We start from the raw sequence: 25,181 nt of genomic DNA, 5'->3' as shown, positions 1-25,181 counted from the left end.
GATACAATTGTTTTAATAAGAAAGAGGTTTATGATGAAAAATAAAAAATTGATGGGTGTGTTGATTGCATTTTTTGCGATTATTGTGGCTGTAGTGATTTCAAATCAGAATAAACAAGAGACCACAACAGAGACAGGGACGGAATCTCAAACTGTTAAAATCGGAGTTCTCCAATATGTGACCCACGCTTCCTTGGACGAAATTTACAAAGGGATCGAAGCTGGTCTCAAAGAAGGCGGCTACGATAAGGATGTCAACCTGCAAATCGACTTTATGAACGCTGAAGGTGACCAATCTCAAGTGCAAACCATGAGTAAAAAATTGGTCGATAATGGCAACGAATTGCTGATTGGTATTGCGACACCAGCAGCCCAAGGCTTGGCTAATGCGACTAGCGATCTGCCAATCATCATGGGAGCTGTAACAGATCCGGTCGGTGCCAACTTGGTTGCTGATTTGAAAAATCCTGGTGGCAATATCACTGGCGTTTCTGACCAAACACCAGTAGCAGATACTATTGACTTGATTAAACAAATCACCCCAGAGGCAAAAACAATCGGTGCTCTCTTCTCATCAAACGAGGACAACTCAAAGGCCCAAGTTGCTGAATTTAAGGCGGCAGCTGAGGCAGCAGGCTATGAAGTTATCGAGTATGCAGTTCCTTCTTCAAACGAAATTGCCTCAACAGTAGAAGTTGCCTCAACCAAGGTAGACGCCTTCTTCACACCAGTTGACAATACCATTGCATCGGCTTTCTCAACAGTCGTTTCTGCAGCCAACAAGTCTAAAAAACCAATCTATACTTCTGTAGAGGATATGGTCGAAGGTGGCGGTATCGCATCTGTAACCCTCAGCCAATTTGACCTAGGTGTTGCTACTGGTAAAATGGCTGCCAAGGTTCTTGACGGTGCCAAAACAGCTGACACACCAGTTGAAGTCTTTAACCAAGGTACCGTTGTCGTCAACCAAAAAGTAGCTGATGAACTTGGCCTTACCCTTCCAGCGGAGATTGTTGAAAAAGCAAGCCGCGTGATTAAATAAACGAAATTTTAGAGAGAATTATGATCCTTTCCACCATTTCCCAGGCCCTGCTTTGGGCCATTCTTGGTCTTGGTATCTTCATGACCTTCCGTATTTTGAACTTTCCAGATATGACGACAGAGGGTTCCTTTCCCTTGGGCGGAGCAGTGGTTGTGACCTTACTTACTCAGGGTGTCCACCCGATTCTGGCGACCTTAGCTGCTGTTTTGGCAGGCTGTTTGGCAGGGCTTGTGACCGGTCTCCTGTATACCAAGGGGAAAATTCCAACCCTCTTGTCGGGGATTCTGGTTATGTCTTCCTGCCATTCCATTATGCTCTTCATTATGGGGCGAGCCAATCTGGGCTTGCTCAATATCAAGAGTTTGCAGGACCTCCTGCCTTTTGATAGGGAGACAAATGGATTGATACTAGGCCTGATGGCAGTTGTGGCTGTCATCTCTGCTCTGCTATTCTTCCTAAATACCCGCTTGGGTCAGGCCTTTATCGCTACGGGTGACAATCCCGACATGGCACGCAGTTTTGGCATTCATACCAGCCGTATGGAGCTTATGGGTCTGATCCTCTCCAATGGGGTCATCGCCCTTGCTGGTGCCCTCATCGCCCAGCAGGAGGGTTACGCGGACGTTTCGCGCGGTATCGGTGTCATCGTGGTCGGCATGGCCAGTCTCATCATCGGTGAGGTTTTGTTTGATAATGTGACAATGGCGGAGCGTTTTATCACCATTGTGGTGGGAGCGATTTTCTACCAGTTCTTGATTTTGGGTGTGATTTCCCTGGGAATCAATACCAGCTACCTCCGCATTTTCTCGGCCCTCATCTTGGCAGTCTGCCTCATGGTCCCTGAAATCAAAAATAACATCCTGAAAGGAGCCAGCTTGACCAAATGAATGCAATCGTTGAACTAAAAAATGCGCGTGTGGTGGTCAACAATGGCCTGGACCAGGAGCGAGTGATTCTAAAGGATGTCAATCTGACTATCTACCAAGGGGATTTTATCACTATTCTCGGTGGCAATGGTGCTGGTAAGTCCACCCTCTTCAATGTCATAGCAGGTACCCTGCCCTTGACCAGTGGAACAGTGTCTATCTTGGGCGAGGATGTGACCAAGTGGCCAGCGGAAAAGCGGGCCAAGTACCTGTCCCGGGTCTTTCAGGATCCCAAGATGGGAACGGCACCTCGGATGACTGTGGCGGAAAATCTTTTGATTGCCAAGTACCGTGGCCAAGGTCGTGGGTTGGCTCCTCGGCAACTTCCCCAGCATTTGGAAGAGTTTGAGGCGACTCTAGCAAAAATTGGCAATGGTCTAGAAAAGCATATCGCTACTCCAGCTGGTTCCTTATCGGGTGGCCAGCGTCAGGCTCTCAGCCTCTTAATGGCCTCTATCGTCAAGCCAGAGCTGTTGCTCTTGGATGAACACACGGCGGCCCTTGATCCAAAGACCAGCCAGTCCCTCATGAATTTGACGGATAGCCTGATTGCCGACCAGGAGCTGACTGCCCTTATGGTCACTCACCAGATGGAGGATGCTCTTAACTTTGGCAATCGCTTGATTGTCATGAAGGATGGTCAAATTATCCAAGACCTCAATCGCCAGCAAAAAGCGGATATGCAATTGGAAGATTACTATAAATTCTTTGAGTAATAAGTCTGGAGCGATTCAGGCTTTTCTTATCAATAAATACCAATAATTAGTGATTTATGTTATACTATAACTAACGAAGCTGTATAGGAGGAGTAGTTTATGCCTCAAAATCGAAAGGAACGTTTATTTTTTGGGATTTTAATGTCAGCGATGATGGGATTTGTGATGACCGTTTATAACTTATGGTGGGCAGGTCGCTTACAATTAACTATTTTGTTGCCATCTTATTTTTTGGGAGTGGTTGTCTCTTTTATAGCATCGCAATTTGTCAATCCTTTAGCCATCAGATGGATCAATTTCATCGGACCAAAATTACCTTCTGAAAAGCATATTTCCTTTGCTATGATTAGTTTTCGGTCTGTTGCAATGGGGTTAATTATGGGAGTATTTGGCATGTATATGAGTCACCTTCCCTTTCATCTACCGATTTATGGTTTTCGCTTTTTGAGAAATATTATTCTGTCACTTCCCTTGAGTTATTTTATTGTCAATCCTCTTGCGAGACGTATCCTAGTCTCAGTGAGGGAAAGGAACAGATAGACACTGGCTTTGCTGGTGTTTTTTCATTTTTTAGAGATTTTTTGCTATACTAGACATATGAAAATTTCAATTACTACAACCTCTACACACTATCACTTAAATGTGGTATACTCCGTTTCTGCATCTTTGACAGAAACATGGGATTTACTGGCTACAGACGCTGGTTTTGCCAAATGGTTTCCAGAACTCCATATTGAAGGACAAAAGTTGGTCTTTGAAATGGAGGATTTCCGTGAGGAGATGGACTTGTTGGCCTATCGCGAACCGCATGAGATTGTCTATACTTGGGATACTGCTCGGGTTGGTTTTATTCTGACAGAGCAAGAAGGTGGGAGTCACATTGCCTTTGAGGAAATCATTCCTAAGGATTTTGGCAATGAATTTGCGACGGCTGAAAAAGATATGACCGGTTGGCTGGTCCAGCATGAATGTATTCAAGCCTTGCTTGAGGGGGCTGAAGTGACAGAACAGAACCCCTTACAAGAAAAGTGGTCGCACTTTGTTCAAGAACAGATTTAGGAGAAAATCATGCACAATATTACTTGCCCGCATTGTGGAACGGCTTTTCAAGTTAATGAAACAGAATACAGCCAGCTTTTGGCTCAGGTTCGTGGTGTGGAGTTTGATAAGGAAGTTCATGATCGTTTGGCGCGTGAGACAGAGTTGCTGGCTCAGAAGGCTGAAAATGACTTGCAGGCTAAATTGGCTGACAAGGATAAGGCTATTTTAGAACTGACAGCTAAGGTTGAGCAGGTGTCTAGTCAGACGGAACATGAGGTCAGCTCTGCTATTGCTCAAAAGGATAAGGAGTTGATGGCACTTCAGGCTCAGCTGGACAAACTGACTAGTCAGACGGAACATGAAATTAGCTCTGCTATTTCCCAAAAAGACCAAGAAATCCTAGAGCTAAAGGCAAAATTGGAGCAAGTGGGTCTGTCCAAGGATTTGGAGTTGCAGCAGGCAGTGGCTCAGGTTGAGAAGGAGCGGGATGCGGCCCAGAATGCCTTGGTTTTGCAGGAGCAAAAGCAGGAATTGGCGCTGGCGACCACGCGACAGGAGTATGAGGTCCAGCTCAAGGCAGCAAGCGAGCAGGTGGAGTTCTATAAAAACTTTAAGGCCCAGCAGTCTACCAAGGCAATCGGTGAGAGTTTGGAACTTTACGCCGAGGCGGAGTTCAACAAGGTGCGGCAGTTAGCCTTTCCAAATGCCTACTTTGAGAAGGACAATCAGGTGTCGGCGCGGGGCTCCAAGGGTGACTACATCTATCGGGAGCTGGACGAGAATGGGGTGGAAATCCTCTCCATTATGTTTGAGATGAAGAACGAGGCGGACGATACGGTCAAGAAGCACAAGAACGAGGACTTTTTCAAGGAGTTGGACAAGGACCGGCGGGAGAAGGACTGTGAGTATGCGGTTTTGGTGACCATGTTGGAGGCGGACAACGACTACTACAATACGGGCATCGTGGACGTCAGCCACAAGTACGAGAAGATGTACGTGGTCCGTCCCCAGTTCTTTATTCAGCTGATTGGGCTTTTGAGAAATGCTGCGCTCAACAGCTTGAAATACAAACAGGAGCTGGCCTTGGTCAGAGAACAGCATATCGATATTACCCATTTTGAAGAAGATTTGGCAACCTTCAAAACAGCCTTTGCCAAGAACTACCAGTCAGCCAGCACCAATTTCCAAAAGGCTATTGATGAGATTGACAAGGCCATCAAGCGGATGGAGGCGGTCAAGGCAGCCCTGACTACCAGCGAAAACCAGCTACGACTGGCTAATAACAAGCTGGAAGATGTTTCTGTCAAAAAACTCACTCGCAATAACCCAACCATGAAAGCCAAGTTTGAGGCTTTGAGCGGGGCTCGGGAATGAAACAATTCGCCACCCGAGCCTGTATGGCTCAAAGAGCTGGGGATAGCTCTTTTTGGGGTTGGATAGAGCGAACTTTGATTGCTTCAAAACGTTTTTGATAAATTAGAAATAAGGGGAGTGGACAAGAACTTGACAAATTTATAAAGAGTTCGTCTGCCCACCTGGTTTGGAGCGTAAAACGCGAACGAAACCGTCAATCCACCACTGCGCTGTGGTGTTGACACAAACTAAAGAAAACGAACCTAAGCTTTTTGCCTAGGCGCATCGGAGGTATAGAGCGTGATTAGAGCCTTTAAAGACAAGGATATTACTCCTTGTATACAGCTAATGGCAGATTTGGGTTATCCGACAGACGAGCAGAGTTTGCAGACTAGATGGAGGCATTTGCTGCAACAAGCAGATTACCATTTATTGGTAGTTGAGGAAAATCATCAAGTCCTTGGATTTGTTGGCTTTCACAAAATGTATTTCTTTGAAACAGACGGCGCTTATTTTCGCATCCTTGCCTTGGTTGTATCGTCTGAGCATCGTCGAAAGGGACTTGCGACCAAGTTATTAGATGCGGTTTCAGATTTTGCTAGGGCAGAAGGCTGTCGGGCCTTAGCCTTGAATTCTGGTTTGACTGACCAACGTTCTGGAGCGCACCAATTCTATAAGCAATATGGCTTTTCCATGCAGACAGCTGGCTTTACCTATAGACTAATAGAGGGAGATAAGAATGGATAATTTAATTGATTTAAATGCACCTGTAGCGGAAGTGATTAAAGCATATCCGGAGGTTAAAGATTTGCTGATTGAGCTTGGTTTTTCCCCACTGGCCAATCCTGCCATGCTTCACACAGTTGGAAAGGTGACCAGTCTGAAAATGGGTTCTAAAATGACCAAGATTTCGTTGAAACAAATCCAACAAACCTTAGAGTGGAATGGGTATCAGGTAGTAGGAGGCAATGATGAGTGAACAGCGAATTGATATTTTAAAAAATATCCTCTTGGACCTGCATAACGGAGCTAGCGCGGAGTCCGTTCAGGAACAATTTAATCAGCATTTTACAGGTGTGTCAGCGCTGGAGATTTCGATGATGGAACACGAACTCATGTCCAGCGATACGGGGATTACCTTCGAAGATGTTATGGGCTTATGTAATGTTCATGCCAATCTTTTCAAGGGAGCTATATCGGATGTCCAAGTGGCAGACATGGATCAAGAAGGTCATCCTGTTTATGTCTTTAAACAAGAAAATCTTGCACTTCGTGGAGCTTTATTGCGCATTCGTCGGATTTTAGAGCAGTATGAGCAAGTGGAGGAGGAAGAAGTGCGCGACCAACTTCTCCAAGGTTTGCAACGTCAATATAAATTGTTAGGTCAGTTTGACCATCATTATACGCGCAAGGAAAAACTCTTCTTTCCAATCATGGAGCGCTATGGTCATGATGCGCCACCCAAGGTAATGTGGGGCGTAGATGATGATATTCGTCTGCTCTTTAAGGAAGCCCGCAAGGCTTTAGATACCTTGCCAGATGGAGATATAGAAACTGTTCGTCGAACTTTTGAAAGTTTCGCCACTGAGTTTGAAGAGATGATTTTCAAGGAAGAAGCGATCTTGCTAATGATTTTGCTGGAGACTTTTACACAAGATGATTGGTTGCAGATTGCCGCTGAAAGTGATGCTTATGGCTACGCAATTGTGAAACCTACAGCAAAATGGGTTCCCCATCGGGTTTCTTATGGAGAAATAGCAGAGCAGAAGGACGCATCATCTGTACCGCAGGCAAGCGATCCCAATGTGCGGGTGATTGATACGCCAGAGGGACAGTTTACTATCTCCTTCACACCAAAAGAACCGACCACATCAGTTCTGGACCCTGCTAGTCCACAGCCTTTTGGCAATGGTTATTTGACTCTTGAACAAGCGAATCTCATCCTTAATCATTTACCATTGGAATTAACCTTCGTGAACAAGGATGACATTTTCCAATATTACAATGATAGCCATCCAGTTGAGGAAATGATTTTCAAGCGGACACCTAGTCAAATCGGACGCAATGTCGAACTCTGTCATCCACCGAAAATTGTTGACAAGGTCAAAAAAATCTTTGAACTCCTGCGCAGTGGACAGAAAAATGAAGTGACTATGTGGTTCAAAAAGGATGAAGAAACCTTTGTTTATGTCGTATATAAGGCGGTTCGTGACCAAGAAGACCAATTTCAAGGTGTCTTAGAATATGTTCAAAATATCCAACCCTATCGGGAACTAGACAGTGATTTTTCTAGAGAGATTTAGTTACACCTATCATTTTACCTAAAGATGTCTTGTGATTATCTATACAGAGGAGCGTGACATGATTAGAATGGTTCATTTAGAGTCTTGTCATATTGAGAAGCTAGATCAGGCTTTTTAGAGCAGGGCTGGCTGTCGCGGAAGGCAATCCTGGAAAGTTATTTGACAGAGCAGGAAGAAGGCGAGCGCCAGGTCTTGGTAGCTGAAAATGAGCAGGCCTGTCTGGGTTATATTACCCTTGTCAAATGTCCCAAGAAGGGGCGATTTTTTCAGACAGGTATTCCTGAAATTGTCGATTTTAATGTCTTTGAACATTTTCAGGGTCAGGGAATTGGCTACAGATTATTGGATGCTATCTGCCAACTTGTATCTGATTTTACATCCCAGATAGGGATAGGTGTTGGTCTGAATGCTCATTGTGGCAAGGCTCAGAAACTTTATGTGCAAAACGGTTTTATTCCGGATGGGACTTGTGTTTGGTATGAGGACAGCCCTCTGGCAATTGGAACTTCTGCCTACAACGACGATAACCTCTCTGTATTTTATCAAGCCACTGGAAATATGATATCATGCTGTATTGAGATGTTAATAGAAAAAATGAGAAGCTCTAGATAAGGTTGGAATCCATGTCCAGCCTTTTTTGTTACATAAAATTTCAGGGATTGTCCATGGAAAGAATTCCCAAAACTACCTCAATCCTAGCAACCTATGCTATAATAGATTTAGAAAACAAAAGGAGATATACTATGAAAACTATTCACACAGACAAAGCACCAGCAGCTATCGGCCCGTACGTTCAGGGTAAGGTTGTAGGCAATCTGCTCTTCGCATCAGGCCAAGTACCCCTATCACCAGAAACGGGTGAAGTGGTTGGTGAGACCATTCAAGAACAGACCGATCAAGTCTTGAAAAATATTGCAGCCATCCTAGCAGAAGCTGGAACAGACTTTGACCACGTTGTCAAAACGACTTGTTTCCTCAAGGATATGAATGATTTTGTAGACTTTAATGAGGTCTATAAAACAGCCTTCTCATCCGATTTTCCAGCCCGCTCAGCTGTAGAAGTTGCTCGCCTGCCACGCGATGTGAAGGTTGAAATCGAAGTCATCGCCGTTGTTGAATAAATCAGAAAAAGGAGGTCTAGCCATGGCAGACAAACTCCAACTAGTTATCGTGACAGGGATGTCGGGAGCCGGTAAGACAGTCGCTATCCAGTCCTTTGAGGACCTGGGCTACTTTACCATTGACAATATGCCACCGACCCTATTGCCGAAATTTATCGAGCTGATCCATGCCAGCAAGGACAATAACAAGATTGCCCTGGTTGTCGACATGCGGAGCCGGTCCTTCTTTGCGGAAATCCGTGAAGTTCTAGATGACCTGGAAACCGCAGAAGACCTGGACTTCAAGATTCTCTTCCTGGATGCCACGGATAGTGAATTGGTGGCCCGCTATAAGGAGACCCGCCGTTCTCACCCTCTGGCTGCAGACGGCCGAGTTCTCGACGGTATCAATCTAGAGCGCGAACTTCTAGCTCCCTTGAAAAATATGAGTCAGAATGTGATTGATACCTCGGATTTGACACCGAGAAACCTACGTATGGCCATCTCTGAGCAATTCGCTAGCCAGGACAATCAGCCGTCTTTCAGGGTGGAAGTCCTATCCTTCGGATTTAAGTACGGCCTACCTCTAGATGCGGACCTGGTCTTTGACGTGCGTTTCTTGCCAAATCCATATTACAAGCCCGAACTGCGCAATCTGACAGGGATGGACCAGCCGGTTTACGATTACGTTATGGACCACCAGGAATCAGAAGAGTTCTACGGCCATTTGATAAGCTTGATCGAGCCAATTCTGCCAGGTTACCAGAAGGAAGGTAAATCAGTTCTGACCATAGCAGTCGGATGCACGGGCGGTCAACACCGCAGCGTAGCCTTTGCCAAACGCCTAGCAGAAGACCTAGAGAAAAACTGGCTTGTCAATCTGAGTCATCGGGACAAAGACAAGCGGAAAGAGACGGTCAATCGGTCATGAGAAAGCCAAAGATTACGGTTATCGGAGGAGGAACGGGGATTCCTGTGATTCTCAAAAGCCTGCGCAACAAGGATGCGGACATTACAGCTATCGTGACGGTGGCAGATGACGGAGGCTCGTCTGGTGAGATTCGCCATGCCCTCCAGGTTACACCGCCGGGTGATTTGCGCAATGTCCTCCTGGCTATGTCGGATATGCCCAAGCTCTATGAGCAGATTTTCCAGTACCGATTTGATGCCAGCGACGGTCCCTTGGCAGGGCATCCGCTGGGCAATCTCATTATCGCTGGGATTTCTGAGATGCAGGGATCGACCTACAATGCCATGCGGCTCTTGACCCGCTTTTTCCATACGACAGGGAAAATCTACCCTTCCAGTGAGCATCCGCTGACCCTCCATGCCGTCTTTACTGACGGGACTGAGGTGGTCGGTGAAAGTAAAATTTCCAAGCATCCAGGCATGATTGGGCATGTATTTGTCACCAATACCTACAATGATCAAACCCCAACAGCTAGCCCGCAGGTAGTGGATGCCATTATGGACAGCGATTTGGTGGTGCTGGGACCTGGCTCACTCTACACCTCTATTCTACCCAACCTTATGATTCCCGAGATTGGACAAGCTCTCAAGGAGACCAAGGCGGAGGTGGTCTATGTCTGCAACATCATGACCCAGCGCGGGGAGACGGAGTTCTTCTCAGATGCTGACCACGCTGCGGTCCTCAATGCACATCTGGCCTGCCGGTTTATAGACACCGTCCTGGTAAACATCGAGCCTGTGCCACAGGACTACATGGATACCCACCAGTTTGATGAGTATCTAGTCCAGGTCAAGCACGATTTTGCAGGGCTTCAGGAGCAGGCGCGGCGCGTGATTTCGTCGAATTTTCTTCGTTTGGAAAATGGCGGAGCTTTTCACGATGGGGACCTTGTAGTAGAAGAATTACTCAGTATCTTGCAGGTGCGGTCATGAGTTTTACGATACAAGTCAAGGAAGAATTGCTGATTCAGTCCAGTCAAAATAAGTCGGAGTTGTCGGCCATGATCAAGCTGGCAGGCAGTCTGGGTCTGGCATCATCAGGCTTGACCCTGTCCATTACGACTGAAAATGCCAAGATTGCTCGGCATGTCTATGAAATGCTCCAGACCTTTTACCAGATTAAGGCGGAAATCCGTCACCACCAACGGCAAAACCTTAGAAAGAATAGGATTTATTCTGTTCATATCGAGGACGGGGTCAATGATATTCTCAACGACCTCTATCTGGCAGATAGCTTTTTCGGCTTGGAGACGGGGATTTCACCGCTGGTATTGGAAAATGATTCCTGGAGCCAGGCCTATCTGCGTGGTGCCTTTTTGGCGGCGGGCTCTGTCAAGGACCCTGAAAAAGGCAAGTACCAGCTGGAAATTGCCTCGGTCTACAGCGACCATGCCCATGACTTGGCGGACTTGATGCAGAAATTTCTGCTGGATGCCAAGGTGATTGAACGAAAAAAAGGGACCATTACCTATCTGCAACGAGCCGAGGATATCATGGATTTCCTCCTGGTCATTGGGGCAGAAGAGGCAAAGACCGAGTTTGAAAATGTCAAGCTCCTGCGCGAGGCCAGAAACGATCTCAATCGTGCGACCAATGCCGAGGCGGCCAATATTGCCAAGACAGTCACTGCTAGCATGAAAACCATTAACAATATCAGTAAGATTATGGAGACCATTGGACTGGACCAGTTGCCTGGAGATTTGCAGGAAGTGGCCCAGCTCCGCATCCAGCATCCTGACTATTCTATCCAGCAATTGGCGGATAGCTTGACCAACCCTATTACCAAGAGTGGTGTCAATCACCGCCTGCGGAAAATTAATAAGATAGCTGAGGAATTGTAGGGAGTGGATAGCCTGTATTCAGGCTATTTTTTATGTAAAAATTAGCCCTTTACTAAACTGAGGTTCTCGTTGATTTTTAAAAAAAGAGGTTCTGTAGGCAGCAAATTTTGTAGTAGAATGTTTAAACGAAATAATAGTTACAGAATAGTTGTTTATCATTGCAAGTTTTTCCTATATATGGTAGAATGTTGGCAGAAGTTTTTGTGCTCACAACAAAATGTGGTGTCGAATTGATATGGACGTTTTGGGACCAGATTTAGCTTGTGATTGTTGATAGATATGTTTGTACACATAGGAGATTTATATGAAATTTGATCAAAAACAACGTTTTTCGATTCGGAAGTATTCATTTGGTGCTGCTTCTGTTTTATTGGCAAGCGTGTCCTTTATGGCCGCTCAAACAGCATCTGCTGAGGAAGTGCCGGTTTCGTCGGATGTTAGTCCAGTGATTACTCCTTCAACATCAACGGAAGCGACAGCTCCTTCAGTTGATCCTATTGCTGCGACAGAAACTACGGTAACCACAGAAGCGACAGCGGAAGCAGTGACTCAACCAACTGACACGACAGGAACGACCTCTTTGAGATCGATGCCACAGTCAGGGAGCACCCAAGCTGTTTCAAATCAAGCAAGCCAAACGACGCCAACTGTAGCATCAACAGAACCAGTAGCCCCAAATGTAGCACCTTCAGGTAGTTATGTCTTTACTCAGGCTACAGGTGTTAAGAGTGAGCCAAAGATTTCAAGTCCAGATTTGGCACGCTATGAAAAGGGGCAAACGGTTAATTATGACAGTGTGGTAACTGCGGACCAACATAAATGGTTAAGCTACATTTCTTATGGTGGAAATCGACGCTATGTTTCTGTAGGAACGGTTGCGCCGACAACACCCGTAAATACCCCTGTTCAGCCATCCGCATCTACGACATCAGTATCCGGTGGTTCAGCATCTCAAGGGCAGTACAATGTCTTCAATAAAGTTGTCTACTTAGATGCAGGACATGGTGGTAGTGATCCCGGTGCCGTTTATTTTGGTAAAAATGAAAAGGATTTGAACCTACAGATTCAGAATCGTGTAAAATCAAAGCTTGAAGCGCAAGGTTTCCGAGTGGAATTGACTCGAACGGCAGATAGCTCTGTTGGTTTATTGCCGCGTTCTGAAAAAGCCAATCGAACTTCTTCAGATATTTTTGTAAGTATTCATTTTAATGCTTCGACGTCTCCTTCTGCTAATGGGATTGAGACTTACTATTATCAGTATTTTCCAGAGTATCCTGCGCGAATCAATAGCCAGTATCACAATGATGCTCAGCGCATAAATTTGAGTGCAAGTTTGGCAAACAGCATCCAATCTAATCTAATTACCAATACTGGTGCTCGAAACGGTGGAGTGATGCGGAGAACTTTCCAGGTCTTGCGTGAGACGACTGCTCCCGCGGTCTTACTAGAGTTGGGCTATATGTCCAATAGTGCAGAGTCAGCAAAAATCTCGTCCGCAGCTTATCAGGAAAAATTGGTTGATGGAATTGTCAAAGGAATTTCTGACTATTATAAGAAACATGCAGGTCTGCCAGCAACAACCCCAGCGCCAAAACCAGCCGAAGCTTCTAAACCAGCAACTACACCGGCAGTAGCCAAGCCAGCCGAAACGCCAAAAGCAACTGTTATCGCAGGTAAGGTATCGGCTAGTGTTACCAATACAGCAACAGGTTTCAACGTGGCACTTTCTAATGTTCCATCAACAGTTTCCAGTGTTGTAGTTCCAGTTTGGTCAGCTAATGGTGGTCAGGATGATATGAAGGTCTACCGTGCTAACCGTCAGTCAAACGGTCAATACACTTTTGCAGTAGCGACTAAGGACCATAAAAACGACACTGGCACTTACAATATGATTGTTTACGGACAAAATGTTCAGACTAGGAAGCTGGATACCCTCCTCAGTGGCAGTCATAACTATTCAGCTACCAGTCAATCATCGACTGCTCCAGCCGCATCTAAACCAGCCGAAGCTTCTAAACCGGTCTCTACACCAACAGTAGCCAAACCAGCCGAAGCTTCTAAACCAGCAACTACACCGGCAGTAGCCAAGCCAGCCGAAACGCCAAAAGCAACTGTTATCGCAGGTAAGGTATCAGCTAGTGTTACCAATACAGCAACAGGTTTCAACGTGGCACTTTCTAATGTTCCATCAACAGTTTCCAGTGTTGTAGTTCCAGTTTGGTCAGCTAATGGTGGTCAGGATGATATGAAGGTCTACCGTGCTAACCGTCAGTCAAACGGTCAATACACTTTTGCAGTAGCGACTAAGGACCATAAAAACGACACTGGCACTTACAATATGATTGTTTACGGACAAAATGTTCAGACTAGGAAGCTGGATACACTCCTCAGTGGCAGTCATAACTATTCAGCTACCAGTCAATCATCGACTGCTCCAGCCGTATCTAAACCAGCCGAAGCTTCTAAACCGGTCTCTACACCAACAGTAGCCAAACCAGCCGAAGCTTCTAAACCAGCAACTACACCTGCAGTAGCCAAGCCAGCCGAAACGCCAAAAGCAACTGTTATCGCAGGTAAGGTGTCGGCTAGTGTTACCAATACAGCAACAGGTTTCAGCGTGGCACTTTCTAATGTTCCATCAACAATTTCCAGTGTTGTAGTTCCAGTTTGGTCAGCTAATGGTGGTCAGGATGATATGAAGGTCTACCGTGCTAACCGTCAGTCAAACGGTCAATACACTTTTGCAGTGGCGACTAAGGATCATAAAAACGACACTGGCACTTACAATATGATTGTTTACGGACAAAATGTTCAGACTAGGAAGCTAGACACACTTCTAACTACCAAACATGATGTCAAATCAACGACCTCGCAAGCATCGCAACCAGCCAAACCGTCTCAACCTTCTACGCCTGCAACGACACCTGTAATAACAACTCCTCAAACGACAACGACTGCTCGTTCAAAGACAATCTTTATTGATCCAGGTCATGGTGGTCGAGATTCAGGGGCGTCTTATGGCGGAGTATATGAGAAAAATCTTGTTATGTCAGTTGCAAACAAGTTGAAAAATAATCTATTGCAAATGGGATACAACGTTTTGATGTCGCGTACAGGTGATGCTTATGTTGACTTTGTTACAGAACGTTCTCGTCGTGCAAATCAAAGTAATGCGGACTTGTTTGTTAGCTTGCACTTCAATGCCACTGGTGCGGGAATTACTAATGCAAGTGGTATTGAGACCTACTGGTATCAAGCTTATCCTGAGTACCAACCAAAAATCAATCAAGCCAAGCATAACGATCCAACACGATTAGCAGAGAGTCAGGTTCTTGCTAATAAGGTTCAAGCCAACCTGGTTCGCGAGACTGGTGCAGTAAACCGAGGTGTAAAACGGAATACATTTGCTGTACTTCGCGAGACAGCAATTCCTGCTGTTCTTGTTGAGATGGGCTTCATGGATAATCCAACGGAGCTTCAAAAAATCAAACAAGATTCTTATCATGTTCGATTGGCAAAAGCTTTAGCGCAAGGAATCAATGAATGGTATGGTGCAGTTGGGGGAAAGTAGTTGTTTCTGAACAAGGCGCAAATCTCCGTCAGTCATCTAATGACACTCTTGTTCAGACATCAAAAAATCAACAATTATTTATCAATAGTCTTGTATCAGCTGCTAAAACCACGGGTCTAGTTCCGAGTGTGGTAATGGCCCAGGCTATTCTTGAGTCAGCATGGGGTACATCTCAATTGGCTACCCAAGGGAACAACCTTTTTGGAATCAAGGCAGACGCCTCTTGGAAAGGTAAGACGGTATCAAAACAAACGACAGAGTTCCGTAATGGAAAAGCAGTCCAAGAAACGGCACATTTTAGAGCCTATAACACCGTATCAGAAAGTATCCAAGATTACAGTAAATTCTTTACGTCATCACCTTGGAGAACACAAAATTACAGAGCCTATACCCAGGCTAAAGATTATCAAACGGCAATTGCTGCTTTGCAAAAATCAGGCTATGCAACAGACCCAAAATATGGAGAAAAATTGCTGTCCTTGATTCAAAGATATGGATTGAACAAGTTTGATAACTAAGGATTTTACCCGTAGGATAAGTCATCGTTTTTGATGGCTTTTTCTGTGTTGCCTAATGTCAAAATAGCGGATTACCTGAAAAAATGCTATAATACAAAGAACTGCAGTTAAATGGAGAGGTTTATGCAACACGTTTTTATTATAGGCAGCCGTGGCTTGCCTGCAAAGTATGGTGGCTTTGAGACCTTCGTCCAGCAACTGGTCAGTCACCAAAAATCAAAAAATATTCACTACCATGTGGCCAGCCTGTCAGACACCAGTCATCAGGAGCATTCGGCTTATTTGGGGGCGGATTGCTTTACCATCAATCCTCCTAAATTAGGTCCGGCCCGCGTTATCGCCTATGACATGATGGCCATTTCCTACGCTTTGCGCCTGGTCAAGGACCAGCAGATGCAGTCTCCGATTTTTTACATTTTGGGAAATACCATAGGTGGTTTCATAGCTCCATTTGCCAAGAAAATTAAAGATGTTGGCGGTGTTTTATTTGTCAATCCTGACGGTTTAGAATGGAAACGTTCCAAATGGCCTAAGCCTGTGCAAGCTTATCTGAAACATGCTGAGAAAGCGATGGCTAAGCAGGCCAATCTCATCATTGCAGATAATGAGGGGATTAAGGACTATATTCAATCAGCCTATCCGGGTACTAAGACCATATTTATCGCTTACGGGACTGATTTGAGTCAGACCAGTCTGACTAGCCAATCAGAGCAAGTACGGCAGGCTTTTGCAAACTGGTCCATCCGCGAAAAGGATTATTATTTGATTATTGGGCGTTTTGTTCCTGAAAATAATTACGCGACAGCTATCAAGGAGTTCATGAAGTCGAGCACTCAGCGTGATTTGGTTATCGTAGCCAATCATGAAGGCTCTGCCTATTTCCAAAAGCTAAAGGAAGAAACGGGCTTTGAGAGAGATGCGCGAATCAAGTTCATCGGGACGGTCTATGATCAGGATTTACTCAAGTATCTGAGGCAGGAATGTCGCGCTTATATTCATGGGCATGAAGTGGGTGGAACCAATCCAAGTCTTTTAGAGGCGCTAGCTCAAACTAATGAAAATCTTGTTTTAGGTGTGGATTTCAATCGCAAAGTCGCACAAAATGGCGCTCGCTATTGGACCAAGGAAAGTGGAAATCTGACCCAACTAATCAACCAAATTGATGGACAAGAAGAAGCAGTGGAGCTAGGGCAGATTGCCAAAGAACACATGCGAATGGACTATACTTGGGAGAAGATTGTCCAACAATATGAGGAATTATTTTTACATGAACGTTAACATACTCATGTCGACCTACAATGGTCAGGAGTTTTTAGCAGAGCAAATCCGTTCTATTCAGGCGCAGACCTTTACGGACTGGGTGCTCTTGATACGAGACGATGGCTCTAGGGACAGGACACGTGAAATCATCGCTGATTTTGCCCAGCAGGATAGCCGGATTCACTTAATCAATCCCGACAGCACCGAAAATCTAGGTGTCATCAAAAGTTTTCACGCCTTGGTGCAATACCAGAGGGCTGATGTGTATTTTTTCAGTGATCAGGATGATGTCTGGTTACCAGATAAACTACAGGTGACTTTGGAGACGGCTCAAGCCTATCCAGCAGACCAGCCACTCATGGTTTACACAGACTTAAAGGTGGTTAACCAAGACTTGCAGGTCATGAATGAAAGTATGATTCGCAGCCAGTCTCATCATGCCAATATCGAGCTGGTTCAAGAATTGACTGAAAATACAGTGACAGGCGGAACTAGCATGATTAACCACGCTCTGGCTGAACTGTGGACGGTGACAGACGATATTCTCATGCACGACTGGTATCTGGCCTTGCTGGCCACAGCATTTGGGCAATTGGTCTACGTTGACCAGCCGACGGAATTGTACCGCCAGCATGCTGAAAATGTCTTGGGAGCTAGAACCTTGTCCAAGCGATTCAAAAAATGGATTCGGCCCCATGTACTTTTCTCCGTTTACTGGGACTTGATTCGCAATAGTCAAAAGCAAGCAAGTCATCTGCTGGCTCTGCCTTTGGCGCCAACCGATAGAAATCTGGTCGAGGCCTTTGTGACTATAATGGATAAGTCTATGCCAGAACGCTACCGAATATTAAAAACATATGGATTGAGGAAAAACAAAGCTTTTCACACACTGGTATTTACCAGCCTCATCCTAACTAAATTTGCTTATAAGGAAATAAAATGAATTTATTCAACAAAGAAAACCAAATTCTCCTGCGGGAAATGGTCAAGACAGACTTTAAATTAAGATACCAAGGTTCTTTGATTGGGCATTTGTGGTCGATATTGAAGCCCTTTTTAATGTTTACTATCATGTATCTGGTTTTTGTTAGATTTTTGAAATTTGATGACGGAACGCCACACTATGCGGTAAGCTTGTTGCTCGGTATGGTAACTTGGAATTTCTTTACAGAAGCCACTAATATGGGGATGTTGTCCATTGCAGCGCGTGGGGATTTGTTGAGAAAAATAAATTTTCCTAAAGAAATTATTGTCATCTCATCCATTATTGGTGCTGCGATAAATTACGGTATCAATTTGGCCGTTGTTCTGATTTTTGCGTTAATCAATGGCGTGCAATTGGATGCGGGTGTTCTCATTCTCATTCCATCCTTCCTAGAGTTGGTTATTTTGACTTCAGGAATTGCCTTTATTCTTTCGAGTTTGTTTGTCAAATACCGAGACATGGGACCAATTTGGGAAGTTGTGTTACAAGCTGGAATGTATTCTACTCCGATTATTTATTCGATAACCTACATTCTTCAGCGTGGACATATTGGTGTAGCCAAGTTGATGATGATGAATCCAGTTGCCCAGATTATCCAAGATTTGCGCCACCATATTGTTTATGATGGGGCAACAATTTCTTGGGATATTTATGAGGATAAATGGATGGTAGCTATTCCATATGTGTTATCAGTGATTGTGTTTATCATTGGTTATAGCATTTTTAAAAAGAATTCTAAGAAATTTGCGGAGATATTATAATGTCTAACAAAGAGATTGCGCTGAAAGTCGAATCAGTCAGCAAGAGCTTTAAATTACCTACAGAAGCGACTCAAAGTTTAAGAACAACCTTGGTCAATTATTTTAGAGGGATAAAGGGTTATAAGGAGCAACATGTCTTAAAAGATATTTCTTTTGAAGTAGAAAAAGGAGATTTCTTTGGTATTGTTGGTCGGAATGGATCTGGAAAGTCAACCCTGCTCAAAATTATTTCACAAATTTATACACCTGAAAAGGGCAATGTGAGTGTCAATGGAACCTTGATTCCTTTTATTGAGCTTGGCGTTGGTTTTAACCCTGAACTTACTGGTCGCGAAAATATTTATTTAAATGGCGCACTTCTAGGATTTTCCCGTCCAAAGATTGACGAAATGTACGATGACATCGTAGAGTTTGCTGAACTTGAAGAATTCATGGATCAGAAATTAAAGAATTATTCGAGCGGTATGCAAGTTCGCCTAGCGTTTTCTATTGCTATTAAAGCACAAGGTGATATATTGGTTCTAGATGAAGTATTAGCAGTGGGAGATGAAGCGTTTCAGAGAAAGTGCTTTGACTATTTCAGAAAGCTAAAAGAAGAAAAGAAAACAGTTATTCTAGTAACTCACTCAATGGACTCTGCGAAGAAATTCTGTAATAAGGCAATTATGCTTGAGAATGGGAAAATCGTGTTAAATTCGACTCCTGATGAAGTTGCCAACTACTATACTATGAGTAACTTGGAAAGTTTGCAAACCAAGAAAAATTCTGCGCCAGAAGATCATAACAAGCCGTGGATAAAGTTAAAATTAAAAAGTAAGCAAGTTATTTCCAGCAACGATAAGTTAATGTTGGAATTATCTTATTACCAACCTGAGAGTATCCCTGTTAGTTTTGGAATTTCATTAATTGATGAACATACAGATAAAACAGCTTCTGTTATAAATGATGGCATCTATGACAGTGATAAAAAATGGAAAATTACTTCTAGTACAGAAGGAGTCCATACTTTCAATTATGAGTTAGACCTGACGTCATTTAACAACAGAGATTTTGAAGTAACAGCATCGTTATTTAAATATGATGAAGAACGTAAGGAATTCACCCCATACGCATTTATTGAAAAAGAAGATATTATCCATTTCGCTATTCGTGGTGAAAAACATGATAATGGATTACTGAAGCTAAAGGGGACATGGGATTGATATATGAACAAGATTCAAGAAAGTATGCTCCAGGTTTATGAGCAAGTGAAATACATTTGTGAAGCGAATAACCTGAGATTTTTTGCCGCTGGCGGTACAAAAATAGGGGCAGTATTATGGAATGGGATAATTCCATGGGATGATGATATTGATTTAGTCATGCCACTTGAAGATCTAAACCAGTTAGTTAAGATTCTATCAAATGATACCTTTGAAAATATAGGTGTTTTTGATGGAATCAATGCGCCTTATTCGGATATTGTTGGAGTAAAGGTTTTTGACAAGAGAACCATGTTTACATCTCACAATCTTTTGAATCGACCAGAGGCCTTTACAGGAGTATTTGTTGATATTTTTCCAATGGTTGGAAGTCCAAATACCAATGAAGACTTCATTGCTGAAATCAATACTATTCGAGATGAATTGTTCAAAAAACGTTTGTTTGGAGATTCTATTGAAGAAAATCTCTCTTTGGTGGAAAAATTAAAAGAGGTAATAGTACGTTATCCTTTTGATGAATCAGAGATTGTAATAAATGTAGCCAATCCTAGCGCAGAATCATTTTCTAGAAAAGAATTCTTGGATGTGATACATATGCCATTTGAAAGCACTGAAATACCTGTTTCACGCTTTTATGATGCGCATTTGAAACAACAGTATGGTTTTTATACAAAAGATTGGCCAGAAGATATGCGAATTGGTTCGCATGAAAATTTTGCACTGGTTGATCTAAATCATAGTGTCCAATTTTATAGAGACTCAATTGCAAATAGCCCAATTCAAAATTATATTGTAAAAATGAGTGGGATTAAATCGAACTTGGAGTCTCAAATTTTTGCAATAGATGATAGACGAAAAGAGCTTGAAATAGTAAATGAGCAGCTAGAGTTGAAGAAACAGCAATTAGTGGTAGAAAACGAAAAATTAGTATTAGAGATTGCATCGACAAATAATTATGTTGAAGAGCTTCTCACTTCCACAAGTTGGAGAATCACAAAACCTTTGCGAAAATTCTCGGCACTAATCAAGCAATACTTAAAAGGATGAGCGAGAACTAAAATGTTAGATAAAATAGTAAGAAGTTATAAGCAAGAGGGGTGGCGAGCAACGGCCAGAAAAGTTAAACAGCGACTAGTAGGAATAGGTCAGCCTACTGCCGTCACGAATCAGTCTAATAAAATCAACATGAACCAACTACCTCAAATGCCACAATTTGAGGATTTAGCGAAGGCGGATTATTTGAATAATCCCTACCAGAAACCTGCTAAATTATCAAAAGATACTTTAAATATTGCATGGGTATCGCCACCAGTTGGTCCCGGTGGTGGAGGTCATACGACGATTGCTCGATTTGTAAAGTATTTACAAAGTCAAGGGCATCACATCACTTTCTACATTTACCACAATAATACGATTCCACAATCCTCCAAAGAAGCCAAGGATATTTTTTCGCGTTCGTATGGAATTGATGTAGATGTGGAAGATTTAGCTGATTTCTCTAATCAAGATGTGGTTTTCGCGACTAGTTGGGAGACCGCTTACGCAGTATTTAATCTCCAATCTGAAAATCTTCATAAATTTTATTTTGTACAAGACTTTGAACCCATATTCTTTGGTGTTGGTTCACGGTATATGCTGGCAGAAGCAACCTATAAATTCGGTTTTTACGGAGTGACAGCAGGTAAATGGTTGGTCGAAAAGGTTGGTCAGTATGGAATGCAGGCGGACTATTTTGACTTCGGTGCAGATATCGATATCTATAAACCAAAAGTACCAATTTCCAAGAAAAAGAAGATTGCCTTTTATGCGCGTGCTCATACCGAGCGTCGTGGATTTGAGCTTGGTGTTATGGCACTGAAGATTTTTAAAGAGCGTCATCCAGAGTATGACATTGAGTTTTTTGGTCAAGATATGTCAAATTATGATATTCCATTTGAATTCATAGATCGTGGCATTTTAAATAAAAATCAATTAGCAGAAATTTATCACGAAAGTGTAGCCTGCTTGGTATTGTCCTTGACCAACGTCTCCCTCTTGCCATTGGAACTTCTGGTTGCGGGATGTGTGCCCGTTATGAATGATGGCGATAATAATCGCATGGTTCTGGGAGATATTGAGGATATCCTCTATACGGAAGCTTATCCAGTTGCTTTGGCAGAAAAATTATGTCAAGCGGTTGAGAGAAGTAATATTGATGAACATGCTAACGAAATGAGTGAGAAATATACTGGCTTGTCATGGGATGAAAGTTATAAAAAAGTAGAAGCGATTATCCGTCGAGAGGTACTAAATGACTAATGGGTTAAAAGCTACAGTATTTATTCCTGTTTATAATGGTGAAAATGATCACCTGGAAGAAACCCTATCAGCTTTATATAGACAACAAACGAATTTTGAGTGGGATGTGTTGATGACTGACTCAGGTTCCTCAGATAATTCGGTAGCGATTATAGAGCGATTTGCGGAACAATACGGAAATTTACGGCTTATTCATCTAAAAAAAGAAGATTATTCTCACGGCGGCACTCGCCAAATGGCTGCTGAAATGGCCCAGGGAGAGTACATGGTTTATCTCAGTCAAGATGCTGTGCCTCACAATGAACATTGGCTCTCAGAAATGGTTGCACCATTTGAAATTACTGACAAGATTGTTGCGGTGCTTGGGAGACAAAAACCGCGGCATTATTGTTTCCCTGCCATGAAGTATGATATCAATGCAGTCTTTGGTGAACAAGGTGCAGAAGATGCAATCACCATATGGCAACGGAAGGACCCAGCACATCAGGGTCAGTACACAAAAGAATCCTTCTATAGCGATGTTTGTTCTGCTGCTCCAAGAAAATTTTTGGTTGAAACAATCGGTTATCGGGATGTTGCCTATTCGGAAGATTACGAGTATGGCAAAGATGTCCTTGATGCAGGTTATTTCAAGGCCTACAATGGTCGAGCTGTGGTTGAACACTCTAACGATGTTCGACTATCAGAATACAGAAAGCGCATCTTTGACGAAACCTATAATGTTCGTATAAATAGTGGCATTACTACTAAAGTGTCTATCTTGTCCCTAGTGAAAAACAGTTTAAAAGCCAGTATTAAAGATAGTCTAAGAATAGTAAGTGATAGGGATTATAATTGGAAGAGAAAGCTATATTGGCTAGCCATCAACCCACTCTTTCATATTGAAAAATGGAGAGGGATTCGACTGGCAAATAAAATCGAATTAGGGACGGATATCAAGAACTATTCGTTGGAAAAAGGGGATTAAAAGTATGAGTGAAAAACTGGCAGTATTATTACCAGCATATAATGAGGAGGTTACTATTGAAAAGGTAGTAACTGATTTTAAACGTGCGTTACCAACTGCTGATATTTATGTTTATGATAATAATTCAAAGGACAGGACGAGTGAATTGGCTAAGCAAGCAGGAGCCATCGTTCGTTTTGAACCACGTCAAGGTAAAGGAAATGTTGTTCGCTCAATGTTTCGTGAAATAGATGCGGACTACTATATTATGGTTGATGCTGATGATACCTATCCTGCATTTGAAGTTGAAAAATTATTGGAGCCACTTAGATCTGGTCAAGCGGATATGACAATTGGGGATAGATTATCAAATGGTACCTATGCAAAAGAAAATAAACGTGGTTTTCATGGATTTGGTAACAACCTTGTTAAAAATCTTATAAATTTAATTTATAAGGGGAACTATGAAGACATTATGACTGGATATAGGGGATTTAATAAGTTATTTGTTAAAAACTTCCCAGTCCTCTCTCCAGGATTTGAAATTGAAACAGAATTATCCATACATGCACTGGATAAACGTTTTAAATTAGTAGAAGTGCCAATTACATACCAGGATCGTCCGGAAGGTTCGGAATCTAAGTTGAATACATTTTCTGATGGCTTCAAAGTCTTACGAATGATTTTTAATCTATTTAAAGATTATAAGCCTTTACTTTTCTTTTCTATTGTGAGTGCAATATTGGTTTCTTTCTCTTTATTAGTAGGTGTCCCTGTGATTGTAGAATTTACTCGAACAGGCCTGATTTCTAAGTTACCATCTGCAGTATTAGCAACTGGCTTTATGATTTTAGGATTCTTAGCATTTGTTGCTGGTTTTATCCTGGATACAATTGTTCGTCAGCATAGGATGCAATATGAATTGGGAGTTTACCATTATTATGATAAACAAAAATAAAATTTTAAGCTGGTTTAATCCTGAGCGCACTTTTTTGTTGTTGTCACTAGTGTTTGGGACAATGATACTTTTTATTTTTCCACCTATGACTGCCCCAGATGAGCTAGGACATTACGCTAAAGCCTATGCGTTTAGTGAAGGAAAAATAGTTCCTTATTTTGAAGATGACCCAACCAATGATTTTGAAACTTGGGGAAATTATGGCTTTGATTTACCAAAATCAATAAAGGATATGAATACCAACGCATTAGGAGTTGATTTTGATACAAATCTTACTTATGATTATAGCCAATTGAAAATAGAAAACTATGATGATTATTCATCAACGTTTACTCCATTGGGCGGGCAATTGAACTATTCTTTCTTTCAATATATACCACAAACCATAGCGACTTTTTTAGGAAAATTAGTGGGGTTGTCAGTGCTGCCAACCTATTATTTGGCTAAATTATTTAATTTTTTCGCCTATGTTCTGTTGATGTACTTTGCAATCAAAGTAGTCAAATTTGGACAGTGGGCAATGGTTTTATTAGCCTTAAATCCAATGTCATTAGAGTTAGCAACTTCAACTAGTGGTGATGGTTTTACTAATGCAGTAACTTTTTTATTTACAGCAGTACTCTCATCTTTGATATTTGAAGAGCAACTAAGAATGGATAAACTATATTTTTCTTTCTTGCTACTTATCGCAATGGTCCAAATGAAGCCGACATTAATCCTATTTGGTCTAATGTACTTCTTGATTTCAAATAAAAAATTTAGTGTTCAAAAGAAGATAGCTTATGGAACAGCTGTCTTCATCGTCTCTGTTGGATGCTACATTGTTTGGGGGAAATTGTTTCCATCTCAAGATAGGATGTATATGGACTGGGGACAACCGAATCAACAATTGGAGTTTGTGAAGGAAAATCCCTGGTATTTTGTAGAAGTTATCAGTAATACTATCAAGAATCAAACAGTCCATTTGTTGCATTCTTATTCTGGTAAATTTGGTTTGCTGAATAGAAATATCAGTTATATGGCCGTGCTAATGTACTATGCTCTAGTATTATTTTCACTATTTGTGCCAGATGAAAATAGTCAAGAATATAGTAGGATAAAACCTTATTTTAGAATCGTGTCATTTGCTTTTTTGGCTCTGTTTGTCTTTTTAAATTTCTTTGCCCTATATCAAATTTGGACTCCTTTAGGATTTAAAGAGGTGCTGGGACTGCAAGGTAGATACTTTATTTCATCAGGTCCGTTTGCCTTATTGACGCTAGTGCCTAGTAAGCCTGTATTGAAGCATTCTATATTTAAGTTCATTACAATAGTTGGTATCTTTTTATTTTTAAGTTATTCGACTATTTTTTTAATACGTACATATGGATTTTTGATTTAAAAACTATAATC

Annotated in this window: 25 protein-coding genes; all 25 read left to right on the top strand. The window is 42.5% G+C overall.

The window, feature by feature from the left end; all coding sequences use genetic code 11:
• The first annotated feature begins 33 nt into the window (after nt 1-33).
• The 25 genes from trpX to ACHBIF_RS01165 all read left to right on the top strand — a co-directional run bounded on the left by trpX (nt 34) and on the right by ACHBIF_RS01165 (nt 25,170).
• Complete coding sequence (gene trpX / locus ACHBIF_RS01285; protein ID WP_161943040.1) at nt 34-1,041, top strand: tryptophan ABC transporter substrate-binding protein; 1,008 nt, start codon at nt 34-36, stop codon at nt 1,039-1,041.
• Nucleotides 1,042-1,061: 20 nt separating this feature from the next.
• Nucleotides 1,062-1,928, top strand: a complete 867-nt coding sequence (locus tag ACHBIF_RS01280; RefSeq protein ID WP_105110935.1) for an ABC transporter permease — start codon at nt 1,062-1,064, stop codon at nt 1,926-1,928.
• Nucleotides 1,925-2,683 carry an ABC transporter ATP-binding protein gene (locus tag ACHBIF_RS01275; protein WP_105110934.1) on the top strand — a complete coding sequence of 253 codons (759 nt, stop codon included), beginning with the start codon at nt 1,925-1,927 and terminating at the stop codon, nt 2,681-2,683. Before ACHBIF_RS01280 ends, ACHBIF_RS01275 begins: the two co-directional genes overlap by 4 nt.
• A 99-nt stretch (nt 2,684-2,782) precedes the next feature.
• Nucleotides 2,783-3,223 carry a hypothetical protein gene (locus ACHBIF_RS01270; RefSeq protein ID WP_394718105.1) on the top strand — a complete coding sequence of 147 codons (441 nt, stop codon included), beginning with the start codon at nt 2,783-2,785 and terminating at the stop codon, nt 3,221-3,223.
• Between the two features lie 57 nt (nt 3,224-3,280).
• Nucleotides 3,281-3,742, top strand: a complete 462-nt coding sequence (locus ACHBIF_RS01265; protein ID WP_394718103.1) for an ATPase — start codon at nt 3,281-3,283, stop codon at nt 3,740-3,742.
• Between the two features lie 9 nt (nt 3,743-3,751).
• Nucleotides 3,752-5,098: a DUF2130 domain-containing protein gene (locus tag ACHBIF_RS01260; RefSeq protein WP_394718101.1), complete on the top strand. Its 1,347-nt coding sequence runs from the start codon at nt 3,752-3,754 to the stop codon at nt 5,096-5,098.
• A gap of 279 nt (nt 5,099-5,377) precedes the next feature.
• Nucleotides 5,378-5,824, top strand: a complete 447-nt coding sequence (locus ACHBIF_RS01255; RefSeq protein WP_394718099.1) for a GNAT family N-acetyltransferase — start codon at nt 5,378-5,380, stop codon at nt 5,822-5,824.
• A complete protein-coding gene (locus ACHBIF_RS01250; RefSeq protein WP_105138247.1) occupies nt 5,817-6,056 on the top strand; it encodes a DUF1858 domain-containing protein in 240 nt (79 codons plus the stop codon). The genes ACHBIF_RS01255 and ACHBIF_RS01250 overlap by 8 nt, the downstream gene beginning before the upstream one ends.
• A complete protein-coding gene (locus ACHBIF_RS01245) occupies nt 6,049-7,380 on the top strand; it encodes a DUF438 domain-containing protein (protein WP_394718097.1) in 1,332 nt (443 codons plus the stop codon). The genes ACHBIF_RS01250 and ACHBIF_RS01245 overlap by 8 nt, the downstream gene beginning before the upstream one ends.
• A 159-nt stretch (nt 7,381-7,539) precedes the next feature.
• Entirely contained in the window at nt 7,540-7,992 is a 453-nt protein-coding gene (locus tag ACHBIF_RS01240; protein ID WP_394718095.1) for a GNAT family N-acetyltransferase, read from the top strand.
• Between the two features lie 131 nt (nt 7,993-8,123).
• The gene (locus ACHBIF_RS01235) at nt 8,124-8,501 is read left to right on the top strand and encodes a Rid family detoxifying hydrolase (protein WP_172059597.1); all 378 of its coding nucleotides are present in this window, start codon (nt 8,124-8,126) and stop codon (nt 8,499-8,501) included.
• A gap of 22 nt (nt 8,502-8,523) precedes the next feature.
• Nucleotides 8,524-9,411 (top strand): RNase adapter RapZ, encoded by an 888-nt coding sequence (gene rapZ, locus ACHBIF_RS01230; RefSeq protein ID WP_105110929.1) that lies wholly within the window; start codon nt 8,524-8,526, stop codon nt 9,409-9,411.
• Nucleotides 9,408-10,382, top strand: coding sequence for a YvcK family protein (locus ACHBIF_RS01225; RefSeq protein ID WP_105122565.1), 975 nt, complete (start codon nt 9,408-9,410; stop codon nt 10,380-10,382). Before rapZ ends, ACHBIF_RS01225 begins: the two co-directional genes overlap by 4 nt.
• Entirely contained in the window at nt 10,379-11,290 is a 912-nt protein-coding gene (whiA, locus tag ACHBIF_RS01220; RefSeq protein WP_172096592.1) for a DNA-binding protein WhiA, read from the top strand. The genes ACHBIF_RS01225 and whiA overlap by 4 nt, the downstream gene beginning before the upstream one ends.
• A gap of 304 nt (nt 11,291-11,594) precedes the next feature.
• Entirely contained in the window at nt 11,595-14,861 is a 3,267-nt protein-coding gene (locus tag ACHBIF_RS01215) for an N-acetylmuramoyl-L-alanine amidase (protein WP_394718091.1), read from the top strand.
• Nucleotides 14,834-15,379 carry a glycoside hydrolase family 73 protein gene (locus ACHBIF_RS01210; protein ID WP_105161113.1) on the top strand — a complete coding sequence of 182 codons (546 nt, stop codon included), beginning with the start codon at nt 14,834-14,836 and terminating at the stop codon, nt 15,377-15,379. Before ACHBIF_RS01215 ends, ACHBIF_RS01210 begins: the two co-directional genes overlap by 28 nt.
• Nucleotides 15,380-15,502: 123 nt before the next feature.
• Nucleotides 15,503-16,657 (top strand): beta 1-4 rhamnosyltransferase Cps2T, encoded by a 1,155-nt coding sequence (gene cps2T / locus ACHBIF_RS01205; RefSeq protein WP_394718089.1) that lies wholly within the window; start codon nt 15,503-15,505, stop codon nt 16,655-16,657.
• Nucleotides 16,647-17,582, top strand: a complete 936-nt coding sequence (locus tag ACHBIF_RS01200) for a glycosyltransferase family 2 protein (protein ID WP_394718087.1) — start codon at nt 16,647-16,649, stop codon at nt 17,580-17,582. Before cps2T ends, ACHBIF_RS01200 begins: the two co-directional genes overlap by 11 nt.
• Entirely contained in the window at nt 17,579-18,385 is an 807-nt protein-coding gene (locus tag ACHBIF_RS01195; protein ID WP_105122571.1) for an ABC transporter permease, read from the top strand. The genes ACHBIF_RS01200 and ACHBIF_RS01195 overlap by 4 nt, the downstream gene beginning before the upstream one ends.
• The gene (locus tag ACHBIF_RS01190) at nt 18,385-19,587 is read left to right on the top strand and encodes an ABC transporter ATP-binding protein (RefSeq protein ID WP_394718085.1); all 1,203 of its coding nucleotides are present in this window, start codon (nt 18,385-18,387) and stop codon (nt 19,585-19,587) included. The genes ACHBIF_RS01195 and ACHBIF_RS01190 overlap by 1 nt, the downstream gene beginning before the upstream one ends.
• 3 nt (nt 19,588-19,590) lie before the next feature.
• The gene (locus tag ACHBIF_RS01185) at nt 19,591-20,634 is read left to right on the top strand and encodes a phosphorylcholine transferase LicD (protein ID WP_394718083.1); all 1,044 of its coding nucleotides are present in this window, start codon (nt 19,591-19,593) and stop codon (nt 20,632-20,634) included.
• 12 nt (nt 20,635-20,646) lie between these two features.
• Entirely contained in the window at nt 20,647-21,885 is a 1,239-nt protein-coding gene (locus tag ACHBIF_RS01180) for a glycosyltransferase family 1 protein (RefSeq protein WP_394718081.1), read from the top strand.
• On the top strand, nt 21,878-22,852 hold the full coding sequence (locus tag ACHBIF_RS01175; RefSeq protein WP_394718079.1) for a glycosyltransferase family 2 protein: 975 nt from the start codon (nt 21,878-21,880) through the stop codon (nt 22,850-22,852). Before ACHBIF_RS01180 ends, ACHBIF_RS01175 begins: the two co-directional genes overlap by 8 nt.
• A 4-nt stretch (nt 22,853-22,856) precedes the next feature.
• Nucleotides 22,857-23,789: a glycosyltransferase family 2 protein gene (locus ACHBIF_RS01170; protein WP_125265816.1), complete on the top strand. Its 933-nt coding sequence runs from the start codon at nt 22,857-22,859 to the stop codon at nt 23,787-23,789.
• On the top strand, nt 23,749-25,170 hold the full coding sequence (locus tag ACHBIF_RS01165) for a DUF2142 domain-containing protein (protein WP_125265817.1): 1,422 nt from the start codon (nt 23,749-23,751) through the stop codon (nt 25,168-25,170). Before ACHBIF_RS01170 ends, ACHBIF_RS01165 begins: the two co-directional genes overlap by 41 nt.
• Nucleotides 25,171-25,181 lie beyond the last annotated feature (11 nt).

This window comes from Streptococcus sp. A11 (genome assembly GCF_043674225.1).
GTDB lineage: Bacteria > Bacillota > Bacilli > Lactobacillales > Streptococcaceae > Streptococcus > Streptococcus suis_V.
Note: the sequence above shows the minus strand (reverse complement) of the source record. Positions and strands in the feature narration are given on the sequence as shown.